The 13,525-nt window shown below is 73.0% G+C and carries 10 protein-coding genes; 2 read left to right on the top strand and 8 right to left on the bottom strand.

Features of this window, described 5'->3' with window-relative positions; all coding sequences use genetic code 11:
- The first annotated feature begins 114 nt into the window (after nt 1-114).
- Complete coding sequence (locus AB0M28_RS03145) at nt 115-1,386, top strand: alpha-L-fucosidase (protein WP_365396800.1); 1,272 nt, start codon at nt 115-117, stop codon at nt 1,384-1,386.
- Between the two features lie 281 nt (nt 1,387-1,667).
- Here the strand turns inward: AB0M28_RS03145 and AB0M28_RS03150 are convergent, their stop codons facing one another.
- The 8 genes from AB0M28_RS03150 to AB0M28_RS03185 form a co-directional block, all read right to left on the bottom strand.
- Complete coding sequence (locus tag AB0M28_RS03150; RefSeq protein ID WP_365396803.1) at nt 1,668-2,459, bottom strand: AraC family transcriptional regulator; 792 nt, start codon at nt 2,457-2,459, stop codon at nt 1,668-1,670.
- Nucleotides 2,456-3,679 (bottom strand): alpha-L-fucosidase, encoded by a 1,224-nt coding sequence (locus AB0M28_RS03155; protein WP_365396806.1) that lies wholly within the window; start codon nt 3,677-3,679, stop codon nt 2,456-2,458. Before AB0M28_RS03155 ends, AB0M28_RS03150 begins: the two co-directional genes overlap by 4 nt.
- A 10-nt stretch (nt 3,680-3,689) precedes the next feature.
- Nucleotides 3,690-4,754 carry a hydroxyacid dehydrogenase gene (locus AB0M28_RS03160; protein WP_365396809.1) on the bottom strand — a complete coding sequence of 355 codons (1,065 nt, stop codon included), beginning with the start codon at nt 4,752-4,754 and terminating at the stop codon, nt 3,690-3,692.
- A gap of 4 nt (nt 4,755-4,758) precedes the next feature.
- Complete coding sequence (locus AB0M28_RS03165; protein WP_365396812.1) at nt 4,759-5,679, bottom strand: carbohydrate ABC transporter permease; 921 nt, start codon at nt 5,677-5,679, stop codon at nt 4,759-4,761.
- Nucleotides 5,676-6,578 carry a sugar ABC transporter permease gene (locus AB0M28_RS03170; protein WP_365396815.1) on the bottom strand — a complete coding sequence of 301 codons (903 nt, stop codon included), beginning with the start codon at nt 6,576-6,578 and terminating at the stop codon, nt 5,676-5,678. Before AB0M28_RS03170 ends, AB0M28_RS03165 begins: the two co-directional genes overlap by 4 nt.
- A gap of 74 nt (nt 6,579-6,652) precedes the next feature.
- A complete protein-coding gene (locus AB0M28_RS03175) occupies nt 6,653-7,978 on the bottom strand; it encodes a sugar ABC transporter substrate-binding protein (protein ID WP_365396818.1) in 1,326 nt (441 codons plus the stop codon).
- A gap of 362 nt (nt 7,979-8,340) precedes the next feature.
- A complete protein-coding gene (locus AB0M28_RS03180) occupies nt 8,341-9,423 on the bottom strand; it encodes a substrate-binding domain-containing protein (RefSeq protein WP_365396821.1) in 1,083 nt (360 codons plus the stop codon).
- A gap of 160 nt (nt 9,424-9,583) precedes the next feature.
- Entirely contained in the window at nt 9,584-11,314 is a 1,731-nt protein-coding gene (locus AB0M28_RS03185) for a heme peroxidase family protein (RefSeq protein WP_365396824.1), read from the bottom strand.
- A 231-nt stretch (nt 11,315-11,545) separates the two neighbouring features.
- Here AB0M28_RS03185 and AB0M28_RS03190 point away from each other — a divergent pair, with 231 nt between their 5' ends.
- Nucleotides 11,546-13,411 carry a DUF2264 domain-containing protein gene (locus tag AB0M28_RS03190; RefSeq protein ID WP_365396827.1) on the top strand — a complete coding sequence of 622 codons (1,866 nt, stop codon included), beginning with the start codon at nt 11,546-11,548 and terminating at the stop codon, nt 13,409-13,411.
- Nucleotides 13,412-13,525: the final 114 nt, after the last annotated feature.

Consider the following 13,525-nt stretch of genomic DNA (forward strand, 5'->3'; position numbering starts at 1 on the left):
CGGGTCAACCAGGCATGTGCCCGTCCGGCGGGCGGCGTTGCCAGGTGAAAACCGACCACCGATGGTGACTGGCGCCCACGCGCCGCGGACTCCCGGCCGCCTAGCGTGGGCGGCATGCCGATGCAGCAGTGGTTCCGCGACGCCAAGCTCGGGATCTTCGTCCACTGGGGCGTGTACGCCGTGGACGGGGTGCCCGAGTCCTGGGCCTTCTACACCGGTCAGGTGCCGTACGAGCAGTACATGAAGCAGCTGGACGGCTTCACCGCCGACCGCTACGACCCGGGCGCCTGGGCCGACCTCTTCGCCCGCGCGGGCGCGAAGTACGCCGTGCTCACCGCCCGGCACCACGACGGGGTCGCGCTGTGGGACACGGGCCAGGGGGAGTTGTCGGTGGTACGCCGTACGCCCGCCGGGCGGGATCTGCTCGGCCCGTACGCGGAGGCGATGCGCGAGCGGGGGCTCCAGGTGGGCTTCTACTACGCGCACAACGACTGGAGCCACCCCGACTACGCCACCGCCGTCCACCCGCAACCGCCCGAGGAGTGGGTCGCGGACAACCGTTACGCCTCCGCCGCCCCCGGCGCCGAGGACCCGGAACGCTGGGCCGCGTATCTGCGCTACCGCGACGAGCAGGTGGCCGAGCTGATGGAGCGCTACCGCCCGGACCTGATGTGGTTCGACGGCGAGTGGGAGCGCGCGGAGGAGCAGTGGGGCATCGACGCGCTCGCCGACCGGATCCTGTCGGTGAACCCGGACGCCGTCCTCAACGCCCGGATGCTGTCGCGCGGCGACTACACCACGCCCGAGCAGGGGCTGCCGGTCGTGCCGCCGGACGGGCCGTGGGAGCTGTGCCTCACCGTCAACGACTCGTGGGGCTACCAGCACGGCGACGACAACCACAAGTCGGTCGGCCAGCTGGTGCGCTACTTCGCCGAGGTGATCGGCATGGGCGGCAACCTGCTGCTCGACGTGGGCCCGAAGGCGGACGGCACGATCACGGCGGAGCAGGCCGACCGGCTGACCGGCCTCGGCGACTGGATCGCCCGCCACCGGGACGCGGTCCACGGAACCGTACGCGGACTGCCGCCGGGCCACTTCCACGGCCCGAGCACGCTCTCGCCCGACGGCCGCACCCTCTACCTGATCTGCTACGACCCGCCACGCGAGCACTTCGCCCTCAACGGCCTGCGCACACCGGTCCGCAGGGTGTCGGTGCTGGGGACGGGCACGGAACTGGCACACCGCCGGACGGGCGGGCTGCACGACGTACCGGGCATGCTGTGGATCGACGCCCCCGCACCGGCGGACGCGGACCCGCACGCCACGGTCCTGGCACTGGAACTCGACGCCGCCCTGGACCTCTACCGCGGCCGAGGCCGCGACTGACCACCGCTCGGGCCGGGCCGGCCCACGAGCGTCCGGCCGGCGCGGCCCGGCTGCAGGAGCTGAAGGATCGCCAACCGGCGGGGAGCGAGGAGTGGTTCGCGGTCCGCGTGCTCCTGAACACGGTCCTCTTCGACGCGGACCGCCTCGTGGAGTGGATCGGCGGACCCACCCTGACTTCGACAGCGAGCACTGGCGGCCACGCCACTGCCTCAACCCCGCCCGCCGGGCCGCGCTATGGCGGGGCCACGACACCTGGGCCGGCCAGACCGGGCCGGGACGCATCAGCGGCCGCGGACCGCCCGCGGGGACGCGCCGAGTTCGCGGCGGCACGCCTTGTTGAACGTGTGCAGGTCCGCGATGCCCACCGTCGCCGCTATCGCCGGGATGGAGAGCGTGGACTCGCGCAGCAGATGGCCGGCCAGCTCCAGCCGGCGGCGGCGGATGTACGCGACGACCGTCAGGCCCGTCGCGGCGCGGAACAGCCGGATGAGGTGGTTGTGCGAGACACCGGCCGCCGCGGCCACCTCGGGGACGGTGAGGGGGGTCGAGAGCCGGTCCTCGATGTACGCGAACGCCGTCGCCAGGGCGTCCCGTCGGCCCCGCTCGCGGGGTGGGGTGTGATCGAGGCGCGCCGCCCGCCAGAGCGCCGCCCACACCTCCGCGTCGGTACGCCGCGGGTCGACCGGCGCGGCGGCGAGGGCCTGGCGCAGCTGGGCGCGCAGTGGCGGAGCCTGGGTGGCGGCGTCGCGTACCACCGGGACGGCGGTCCCCTCCTCGCCGTCGGTGGCGAAGTGGACGTACAGGTGCTCGGAGCGGCCGCCGTAGCGGAACTCGACGACCGCGCCGGGCGGTACGAGGCTGACGCAGCCGGGCCGGACCCGGTGGACCTCGCCGTCGACGACGAGGTCCGCCTCGTATCCGTACAGATGGAACTGCCAGAGCCCCGGCAGGCGGAACACCTCGCTCGCCACGTCGGTGCCGTGCACGCCGACGCCGGCCGCGGACACCCGCGGCGGCCGGTCGAGCGGCAGCAGGGCGGTACGGCCCGGGACCTGCCAGTACCCTCCCGTCACGGCACGGGTCCCGCCTCGTGGCCGGTGCGGTGGCCGGTGGCGGCGTCGAGGCGGGCGCCGGGGCCGGTGAGGCGGACGGTCAGCTCGGCCGTGGTGACGGCGGGGAAGGCGTGGACGCGGCGTACACCCACGGTGTGCCCGGCGGCGAGCACCGTGTCGCCGTGCAGGATCCGGTGGGAGGTGACGCGCTGGCCCGCGGTCAGGTCCTCCGCCAGCTCGAGATGGTCCAGGGTGACGGGCTCGGGGAAGCGCACCACGTACTCCCCCTCGGTCCGCGAGGTGAGGTCGGCGCGCAGCGGCCGGGCGAAGCGCTGCCGCAGTTCGTCCGTGAACTCCAGCAGCCGCGCCCGGTCGTGCGGGTCGATCAGCCCGCGCCGGTCGGGCGGCACGTTCAGCAGCAGGCCGGCGCCCAGGCCCACCGAGCGGTACCAGATGCCCAGCAGGTGCTCGCGGGACTTCAGCGTGTCCAGGTCGTCGGGCTGCCAGAACCAGTTGGCGCGGATGGGGACGTCGCACTCCGGCGGCAGATAGCGGGCCTCGCCCAGGGCGACGGTCTCGTCGGTGTAGAGGTTGAGGTCGGTCGAGCCGGTGACGTACTCACAGGGGTCGGCGGCGAGGCCGTCCTCGTTGCCCACCCAGCGGATGGTGGGCCGGCCCATGTTGAAGACCATGGCGTCCGGCTGGTGTTCGTCGACGACGGCCATGATCCGGTCCCAGTCGTACGCGCGGCCCTCCGACCCGGCGCCGTCGAACCACAGCTCGTAGAGCGGGCCGTAGCGGGTGCACAGCTCGGTGAGCTGGCGGACGTAGAAGTCGTCGTACGCGGCGGGGTCGGCGTAGCAGGCGGCGTTGCGGTCCCACGGGGAGAGGTAGAGGCCCAGCGGCAGGCCCGCCGCCCGGCAGGCCTCGGCGAGTTCGCCGACGACGTCGCCCCGGCCGCCGCGCCACGGGGACGAGGCGACCGAATGGGCGGTGGTCGCGGTGGGCCACAGGCAGAAGCCGTCGTGGTGCTTGGCGGTGAGGACGACGTACCGGGCACCGGCCGCCAGCGCCGTCTCGGCCCACTGCGCGGCGTCCAGCTCCGCGGGGTCGAAGCGCGCCGGGTCCTCGGTGCCGTCGCCCCACTCCTGGCCGTAGAAGGTGTTGACGCCGAAGTGGAGGAACAGGCCGAAGCCGTCGCGCTGCCAGCGCAGCTGGGCGGGGGTGGGGGCGAGGGACACGTTGCTCCTGTCAGGCCGAGCGGTGCAGGTCGCGCTCCGACACCGGGTGCGCGAGGGGCAGTCCGCGGGCGAACCGGTCGATCTCGGCGATGGCGGCGTCGGCCATCCGGCCCAGCTCGTTGCCGAGGGAGCCGGCGACGTGCGGGGTGAGCAGCACGTTGGGCAGGTCGAAGAGCGGCGAGTCGGTCGGCAGCGGATCCGGGTCGGTGACGTCGATGACCGCCTCGATCCGGCCGGTGGCCAGCTCGGCCACCAGCGCGTCGGTGTCGACGAGGGAGCCGCGGGCGGTGTTGACGAGGGTGGCGCCGTCCGGCAGCAGCGCCAGCCGGCGGGCGTCGAACATGTGCCGGGTCTCCGGCAGCTGCGGGGCGTGGATGGAGACGACCGTGCTGCGCCGCGCCAGCTCGTCCAGCTCCACCCGTTCCACGCCCAGCCCGGCCGCGTCCTCCTCGTCCAGATACGGGTCGTACACCAGCACCTCGAGGTCGAACGGGCGCAGCAGGCCGATCACCAGGCGGCCGATGGTCGAGGCGCCGACGATGCCGACCGTGCGGCGGTAGTTGCCCGCGCCGGTGAAGAAGGGCAGCGCCTGGAAGGCGTCGCGCTGCTCGCGGAACGCGCGGGCGCTGGGCAGCACCCGCTTCCCCGCGAGGAGGATCGCGGCGACCGTGAACTCGGCGACGGGCACCGCGTTCGCCGCGGCGGCACTCGACACCGCGATGCCGCGCCGCCAGACGGCTTCCGTGGCCAGTTGCTTGACGGAACCGGCCGCGTGGACGACGGCACGCAGCCGGGGCATGCGCGCCACGGCCTCCTCGGTGAGGGCCGGGCAGGCCCAGTGGGTGAGGAGCACCTCGGTGGTGGCGAGGGCCTCGGCCTCGGCCGCGCCGAGCTCCGGGCCGAAGGTGGTGAGCAGCAGACCGGTGTCGACGTCGGCGACCGCGGCGAGCTTGTCCAGCACCCCCTCGGCGCGCAGGGCGTCGCGGACACCGGCGTTCATCGCCAGCAGGGTGCGCGGCCGGGGGGTGCCGTTCGGGGCGTGCAGGTTCAACGGTCCGCCTTCTCGTGCCAGCATGCGCTTACTTCACCGCGCCCGTGGTCAGTCCCGAACGCCAGAAGCGCTGCAGGCAGACGAAGGCGACGATGAGGGGGACCACGGCGACCAGGGCGCCGATGATCGTCAGAAGATAGTACTCAGGGTTCTGGTGGGCCGCCCGGCTCCAGATCGCCAGGCCCAGGGTGACCGGGTAGAGCTCGTCGTCGCTCAGCATGAACAGCGGGAGGACGAAGTTGTTCCAGGCGGCGGTGAAGGAGAACAGGAACAGCGTGACGAACCCGGGCGCCAGCATGGGCAGGGCGACGCGGAGGAAGACGGCGAACTCGCCCGCCCCGTCCACCCGGGCCGCCTCGATCACCTCGCCGGGCACGTACCCCTCGGCGAAGACCCGGCCGAGGTACACGCCGAACGGGCTGACCAGCAGCGGGATCAGGACGCCCCAGTAGCTGTTGTCGATGCCCGCCTCACTCGCCAGCAGGTACTGCGGCAGCACCAGCACCGGGGAGGGCACCAGGATGCCGAGCAGCACCAGGCCGAACAGCTTCTCCTTGTGCGGGAAGTCGTAGACCGCGAAGGCGTAGCCGACCATCATGCTGAGGAAGGTCGTGGCCAGGCAGCCGAAGCCGAAGTAGACCACGCTGTTGAGCAGCCAGCGGCCGTAGATGCCGTCGCCGAAGGCGAACAGGTCGCCGAGGTTGTCCAGGAAGTGGAAGTCGGCGAAGGTGAACCCGCCCGTGCCGACCAGATCGCCGTGGTCCTTGGTGCTCGCGATGACCAGCCAGGTCAGCGGCATCAGGGTGTAGAGGGAGAACAGCCCGAGCAGGCCGTTCACGACCGACCGGGAGGTCCAGGAGCCGTCGGAGACCCGGCGGGGGCGGGAGCGGGGGTGCGCCGGCGGCACGGCCGTCGCGGCGGGTCGCTCGGAGACGGTGCGGGTGCTCATGCTGCCTTCCAACGGTTGCCCAGCTTGGTGACGACGAAGGACAGGACCCCGGCCAGCACCGCGACCAGCAGCGCCGCGGCGGAGGCGAGTCCGGGCCGGTGGTCGATGAACGCCGCCTTCTGTACGAACTGCACGGGCGTCCAGTCCGGTCCGATCTCCTTCGAGGCCGTGTTGAGGATGAACGGCTCGTTGAACAGCTGCACCGAGCCGACACACGTGAACAGCACGCTCATCACGACCGCCGAGCGGATGTGCGGCACCTTGATCTGCAGCGCGGTACGGACCGCCCCGGCCCCGTCCACCCGCGCGGCCTCCAGCGTCTCGCGCGGCACGGCCTGCAGGGCGGCGTACAGGATGACCATGTTGTAGCCGACGTAGTGCCAGGTGACGATGTTGACCACGGACGGGACCGCCCAGGTCGAGCCGAACATGTCGATCTCGAACCCCGCGCCGCGGAACAGGTCCATCACCGGGCTCAGCGAGGGCGAGTAGAGATAGAGCCAGATGATCGCGGCGATGACCGTGGGCACGGTGTACGGGAGGAACAGCGCCAGCTGGAAGAGCCTCTTCGCCCGGGCGACCGCGGAGTCCAGCAGCAGCGCGAGCAGCAGCGCCGAACAGGTCATCAGGGGGATGTAGAGGACGACATACCCGGCGATGTGCCCGAACGCGGCGCGGAAACTCTCGTCGCCCAGGGCGTCCGTGTAGTTGCCGAGGCCGACGAAGACGTTCTCGACGCCGCCGAAGCCGAGGCCGGCGGACTGCTCCTCGTACAGGCTGGTCCAGGCCGCGTAGCCGACCGGGGCGAGCAGCACGGCCGCGAACAGGACGAAGAACGGTACGAGGAACGCGGCCGCGGCCCGCCGCTGGGCGCGTCGCGGGGAGGGGGTGGCTGCCATGGGGACTCCTGGGGGACGTGGACCGGGGAGGGGCGGTCGGCGGCCCCCCGCATCCGCGGGGGACCGCCCCGGCCTCACTCCGCGGTCTTCAGGCCGCGGTCGGCGAGCGCCTTCTCCGCGGCCTGCTGCGCCGCGGCCAGCCCGGCCGTCCAGCCGCCCTTGGCGACTGCGGCGTTGAACGCCTCGTCGACGGTGCCCTGGACCGGGCCCCAGGTCCAGCCGGGGACGATGGTGGGGATCTGGGCGGCGGCGGTCTCGTAGATGTCGTTGGCGAAGTAGCCCTGCGACACCTCCGCGAACCTGGTCCGGGCGACGTCCTGCAGCTCCTGCTTGACCGGAAGCGCGCTGCTCGGCGCCTCCGCGTTCTTCAGCCGGGCCTCCATCGCCGCCGGGTCGGTGGTCATCCACTCGGCGAACTCGACGGCCTCCTCGACGTGCCCGCTGCCCTTCGGTACGGCGACGGAGGTGCCGCCCCACATGCCGGTGGCCGGCTTGCCGTCCCAGGTCGGCAGCGGGGCGGTCGCCCACTTGCCCTTGAGCTCGGGCATCTGGGCGATCAGCCCGCCGCCGCTCCACGGGGCGCCGATGAAGGAGGCGATGGTGCCGTTCTTCTTCGCGGCGCCCTCCTCCTCGCTCCAGGAGACGAGGTTGGCGGCGAGGTCGTCCTTCACCAGGCCGTCGAAGAACTTCGCGGCCTTCTGCGCCGCGGCGTCGTCGACGTCCACCGTCCAGGCGTCGCCCTCGATGCCGAAGGCGGCGGAGCCGGCCTGCCAGAACAGGCCGTTGATGACCGGGACGTCGCCGCCGGCGGGGACGTTGGTGATCCGGACCTTCTTGTCGGCCTTCTTGATCTTCTCGGCGGCGGAGCGGAACTCGTCCCACGTGGCCGGGACCTCGACACCGGCCTTCTCGAAGAGGTCGGTGCGGTAGTAGAGCAGCTGCGGGGTCACGTCGAACGGCACGCCCCAGGTCTTGCCGCCGGGGCTGACGAGCGACCGGATGTTCTCCGGGAAGGTCTTCACCAGCTCCCCCGCCGGCCCGCTCAGGTCCTCCAGCTGCCCCTGGCTGGCGAACTCCGGCAGCCGTCCGTACTCCATGCCGATGATGTCGGGCGCGTTGCCGCCCTTGATCGCGCCGCTGATCTTGGCGTAGCCCTCGACGCCGCCGGGGATCTCGGTGAAGTCGATCCGGATGTCCTTGTGCGTCCGGTTGAACTCGGCGACGACGTCCTTCTGGCCGACCATCCACGACCACATGGTGAGCGTGACGGGCTTGCCACCACCGCTCTCGGCGTCGGCCGAACCACCGTCGCCGCCGCCGCAGGCGGTGGCCAGCAGCGCCAGGGAGACCGCGGAGGCCGCGAGGGCGACGGATCGGTACGTGCGGGAGATGGGCTTCATTGCTCTGGCTCCTACGGTGACCAAGGGCACGACTCACGCCGGCCCTGCGGCGACGGGGGTGGACGCGGGTCATCATTTGCGCCGGAACGATCGCGGGTCAAGAACGAACGAACGAATCGATCAAAACGATCAGCTTCGGATTCGCGCACCCACAACGCTGCGGGAAGCGCAGCGACAACGCGGGGGCACGCACAGCGGCAACGCGGGCGGGCGCGCGGCGAGCACAGCCGCGATGCTGCGGGCAGCTGGGCCGCCCAGAGGGCGGCACGGGTGGGCGCAGCGGCACCGCACCCGACGGCGGTACGCGACCACGACCAAGCGAACGCGGGGCCACCCGCAGCGAAAACGACGGGGCGCGCACGTCAGCGCGCGAGACAGGACTCCCGCACACTCACCGACGGCACGAGCGTCACGTGCCGAGCCGCCTTCCCCCCATCACCGGCGGCGGAAAGCCGCCGACGCATGAGGCTGACCGCCGCCTCCCCCACCGCCCGCCGAGGCGGCGCGACGGCCGTCAGCGGCACATGCGCGAGGGCCGCCATCTCGTCCTCGTACGCGACCAGCGACAACTCCCGCGGCAGGTCCAGCCCCAGCTCACGGAGCCGCTGGACCACGTCGATCGCCATCTGGTCGTTGTGCAGGACCGCCGCCGTGACACCGTCCTCCCGGACCAGCCGCCGCAGCCGCTCGGCCGCGTCGTCGAGCGCCCGCGGCCCGGGCAGGTCCTCGATCTCCACGCCCGCCGGCTCCGCGGCCCCGAGCGCCGCCATCGCCGCGTGATACCCCTCGCGCACCTGCGGGGACGTCGGGTTGTCCTGGGAGCACAGCGCGATCCGGGTGTGCCCGAGCGAGGCGAGGTGGTGTACGGCGGCGGCCGCGCCCAGCACATGGTCGGACCGCACGCTGTCCAGCTCCGCGAGCCGCCCGCCGGGCGGGATCCGCCGGTCCACGAGCACCACGGGCACCGGCATGTCCAGCAGCTGGCGCTCCTGCTCCGGGCTGGGCAGGCCGAGCTCCCAGCTGGGCATCAGCAGCAGTCCGTCCACCCGGGCGTCGAGCATCCGCTCGATCTGCGCGGTGTCCTCCTCCGGCCGGTAGTGGGCGATGCCGAGGACGAGCCGTCCGCCGCACGCGGCGACCGCCTGCTGCGCCCCGTGCACCAGCTCGGCGAAGTAGTGCTGCAGACTCGGCACGATCATGCCCAGCACGGGTCCGGCCGCGCCGCCGCCCGGCGCGGCCGTCGCCCGCGCCCCGGCGTCCCGGGGCCAGCTCACCGAGCCGTGCAGCCGGGTGAGCCGGCCCTGTTCGGCCAGGGTCTCCACATCGCGGCGGACGGTGACGGCGGAGACGCCCAGTTCCTCGGCGAGTTCGGCGACGCGCAGCGTGCCGCGCCGCCGGACGATCTCCAGCACCCGCTCGTGCCGCTGGTTGACGTGAAGCCGCATCCGTCCTCCTGCCGATCCCCCGCGGTCCGCTCCCGGCGCCACCGTACTCCATCGATCGTATCGATCAATACGGTCGTCTCGACCAGCCGTAGAGACAGGAGCGCCGACGGCAACACCAGCGGCCGGGAAGCGGCAGCAGCATCGGGAAGCGGCAGCAGCGCTACGCCCCGACCGGACCGTCGCCCAGCGGGTTGAGCAGCTCCGCGTCCCCCTCGAAGGCGTGCAGCAGCAGATCGGTCATCGTGAAGACGCCCTTGCGCCGCGCCGGAAGCGTCGGCCGCCAGTGCCGGTCCTTGACGATGGAGTGCACGCTGGCCTCCATCGCACGGTGGAAGACCTCCGCCACCAGCTGCCCGCCGACACCCGTGAGCCGGCCGGAGTGCAGCCGGTTGGTCTCGGCCTCGCGCAGGATGTGGAACCACAGCGGCGTGTGCTCGACGATCTCGTCCTGCTCGGCCGGGTCCAGGCCGGTGAGGCCCGCGCCGCCGGCGCCCTCCAGGATCTTCTCCCGGGTGAGCGGGGGGATGCCCATCTCCTTGGCCAGCTGCGGACCGGTGGCCAGTTCGACCATGGCGGCGCGGGCGAGGTTGCGGAAGGCCAGATTGCGGTGGTCGACGGGCGGTTCGCCCTGGCCGCGGCCGCCGAACGTGCCCGTGGGCAGCGTGGCCAGCGGGTCGACCAGGAGCGTGTCGATCCGCTTGGCGACGTTGAAGTCGGCCGCCGGGACCACCAGGTCCTTGCGGTCGGCCTCGGAGAAGTCGAAGAGCCGGCGGAAGTCGGCGATCCAGTTGCTGGGCAGGCGCAGCAGGTCGCCCAGGTTCGGGTCGTCGAGGTCGCTGAGGTCCTCGGGGCCGGGCCGGGGGCTGAGGTTGCCCGCGGTGCCGCTGAAGCGGAACAGGGCGCCGAGCGTGGCGGCCTGCCCGGGACCGGACGCGTTGAACACGCGGTTCCACTGGTACCGGGCGCGGACCATGCTGTGCCCGAGGCGGTACGCGGCGACGGAGAACTCGACCGGCATCGCCCCCCGGTCGCCGGGCCGCAGCACCTCGAACGGCCCGTCGCTGCCGGGTGCCAGCTCGAAGCAGCGCCGGCCGCCGAGGAAGACCCGTTCCACGATGTCCGGGTCGACGATCCGCGGCAGGAAGTCGGTGCGGAGCATCCACTGGTAGTGCTTGACGACGGTCTCCCGGGCGCGTTCGAAGAGCAGCCGCTCGGGGACGCCCCGGTCGGCGAGGTCGTCCAGGACCCGGTTGTGGAAGCGGATGAAGGCGTTGTGGAGCTGGGCGACGGCCAGGTTCTCGTCGTTGCGGGCGTCGGGGATGAGCGCCGCGCGCATGTCGGCCCTGGTGCCGCCGGCCGCCTCGCCGGCGCGGGGCAGGTCGAAGCCCTGCTGGTCGGTGTTGGCCGGCGGCAGTCCGGCCGGGAAGCCGACGCCGAGCGTCGTGCCCGTCCTCAGCCGCCCGCCCGCGGTGTAGAAGCGGCGGCTCGACGCGTGCCGCGGGCCCAGTCCGTACAGGGAGTCGAGGTCCAGCGAGGGCGAGCGGCCCTGCAGCATGTCCTCGACGTCGACCGGCTCGCCGAGGGCGACCTGGGAGCGGTCGAGGGTGAGGTCGTGGTCGACGAACTGGCCGAGGTAGGTGAACCCGGCCGGGATGCCGGGCACGGAGTCGGGGTCGGCGGTGGTGGTGCCGGTGGTCATGGCCCGGGCCAGTGTGGCCTGCAGCTCGGGGCTGAGCTGGACGCCCTTGGCCCGGCTGAGGCGGGAGAAGCGGAAGCTCTGCTGGTGTTCGGCGGAGGTGGGGCGGCGGGAGTGGCTCCGGCCGCCGGCGGATTCGATGATCCGTCCCTCGTTGACGATGAAGTACGACTCACGGCTGTGGCGGTGCGCCATCTCTGATCCCCCGTGGATGTGTGGTGTGCGGCCCGGACCGTGCGGGGGACGGCGACTCGCGTCCGCCCCGCCCCGTCCCGCGCCCGCGGGTCCGGGGTGCGCGGACCGCTCTTGAGGGGAAGACGGGTACGGGAGGGGGAAGAGTTCCATCCGATTCGGGAGGTTTCGTAACGCCTTCGTCCGACAGCAAGCGCTTGCGCGAGACCCGGGGTGATCGTCAGGATGGGGGCCATGCGCGAACTGCCCCTCCCCCGCCATGATCTGTCGCCGTACACCGGCTGGACCCGGTCCCACTGGGAGGCGGTGGCGGACCGGCTGCTGGACGCGCTGGTCCCGTACGCCTCGCCGGGCTTCGCCCAGTACCGGCTGCCGGGGCGGACCAGCGGCTCCGGCGTCGAGTCGGACGGGCTGGAGGGCTTCGCGCGCTCGTTCCTGCTGGCGGGCTTCCGCATCGCGGGCGCGCGCGGCGAGGTCGACGAGGCGCTGATCGAGCGGTACGCGGCGGGGCTCGACGCCGGTACGGCGCGGGGCGGCGGCGAGGCGTGGCTGCCGGTGACGGACTACCGCCAGCCCATGGTGGAGGCGGCGTCCATCGCGATCGCCCTGCACGAGACGCGGCCGTGGCTGTGGGACCGCCTCGACGCGGGCGTCCAGGAGCGGGTGGCGGACTGGCTCGGGGGTTTCGTCGGAGCGCGTCCGCACGACAACAACTGGCGGCTGTTCCAGGTGGTCAGCGAGCAGTTCCTGGCCTCGGTGGGCGCCCGGTACGCGCAGGCGGACATCGATGGCGGGCTCGACCGGATCGAGGACTGGTACCTCGGAGACGGCTGGTACACCGACGGCGAGGGCCGGCACTTCGACTACTACAACGGCTGGGCGATGCACCTGTACCCGCTGCTGTGGACGCGGATCGCGCAGGCGTCGCCGGGCGGCGACGGCGGCCGGGGCGAGGTCTACCGGGAGCGGCTGCGGGCGTTCCTGGCGGGCTACCCGCACTTCTTCGGCGCCGACGGCGCCCCCGTCCACCAGGGCCGCTCGCTGACGTACCGCTTCGCGGCGGTCGCGCCCGTGTGGATGGGGGCGCTGGCGGACTGCACGCCCCTCTCCCCCGGACTGACCCGCCGCCTGGCCTCGGGCACCCTGCGGCACTTCACGGAGCGTGGAGTGCCGGACGAGCGGGGGCTGTTGACGCTGGGCTGGTACGGCGAGCACCTGCCGACGACGCAGACGTACTCGGGGCCGGCGTCCCCGTACTGGGCGAGCAAGGGCTTCGCGGGCCTGCTGCTGCCGCCGGAGCACGAGGTGTGGACGGCGGTGGAGGAGCCGCTGCCGGTGGAGGAGGCCGACTTCGCGGTGCCGCTGCGCGGGCCGGGCTGGCTGCTGCACGGCACGCGGGCGGACGGGGTGGTCCGCCTGCTCAACCACGGCGCCGACCACCAGCCGCTGGACCCGGCGGCCCCGGCGTGGCCGGTGGACCCGCACTACGCGAAGTTCGCGTACAGCACCGCCACGGCACCGGAGACGGGCGCGGAGGCGTGGCGGGAGGGCGTCGACAACCACCTAGCGGTGCTGACGGGTTCGGACGCGGCGCCCGGCAGCCAGCGGGAGCGGATGCACGACGCGGAGGTCTCGCCGGCCGGCGCGTCGTCGTGGCACGAGGGCCCCGGCTTCCGCGTCACCACGACCTCCCGGCTCCACGGCCCGTGGGAGGTCCGCGTCCACCGCGTCACGGCCCCCGCGGGCGCGACACTGCGCGCGGGCGGCCACGCGGTGGCATCGCCCGCGGAGCCGTCGGCGACGACGGGCGAAAGCTGGGCGCAGACACGCACGGCGGACGGCCTGACAAGCACGATCGCCGGCGTGTACGGCTGGGACACCGAGCCGGGGATCGCGCGCGCCACAGACGCGAACGCCTTCGGCCCGCACTCGGCGACCCCGTACCTGACGCTGACGGACCATCCGGGAGGCACGACGGTGCACGTCGCGCTGGTGGGCCTGACCCGCGGGCCGCTTCCCGCACCGGAGGGCGTCGTCGTACGGGAGGAAGGCGCCGAGGTGGTCGTGGACTTCCCGGACGGGAGCGCCGTCCGGGGCTGACCGCCTGCCCGGCCGGGTCCCGAGCACCTGTTACGCACTCACCCCCTTCACCGCACCCCTCAGCGGCGCTATGACGACAGTGCTGCCCCGATGGCAGCGGTGTGGCCTGTGGAC

It is taken from the genome of Streptomyces sp. NPDC051940, assembly GCF_040680895.1.
GTDB lineage: Bacteria > Actinomycetota > Actinomycetes > Streptomycetales > Streptomycetaceae > Streptomyces.

Bases quoted from the DNA above. Each gene is read 5' to 3' on its own strand.
- AB0M28_RS03145 (WP_365396800.1), top strand. From the start codon at position 115: ATGCCGATGCAGCAGTGGTTCCGCGACGCCAAGCTCGGGATCTTCGTC.
- AB0M28_RS03160 (WP_365396809.1), bottom strand. From the start codon at position 4,754: ATGCTGGCACGAGAAGGCGGACCGTTGAACCTGCACGCCCCGAACGGC.
- AB0M28_RS03165 (WP_365396812.1), bottom strand. From the start codon at position 5,679: ATGAGCACCCGCACCGTCTCCGAGCGACCCGCCGCGACGGCCGTGCCG.
- AB0M28_RS03170 (WP_365396815.1), bottom strand. From the start codon at position 6,578: ATGGCAGCCACCCCCTCCCCGCGACGCGCCCAGCGGCGGGCCGCGGCC.
- AB0M28_RS03175 (WP_365396818.1), bottom strand. From the start codon at position 7,978: ATGAAGCCCATCTCCCGCACGTACCGATCCGTCGCCCTCGCGGCCTCC.
- AB0M28_RS03180 (WP_365396821.1), bottom strand. From the start codon at position 9,423: ATGCGGCTTCACGTCAACCAGCGGCACGAGCGGGTGCTGGAGATCGTC.
- AB0M28_RS03185 (WP_365396824.1), bottom strand. From the start codon at position 11,314: ATGGCGCACCGCCACAGCCGTGAGTCGTACTTCATCGTCAACGAGGGA.
- AB0M28_RS03190 (WP_365396827.1), top strand. From the start codon at position 11,546: ATGCGCGAACTGCCCCTCCCCCGCCATGATCTGTCGCCGTACACCGGC.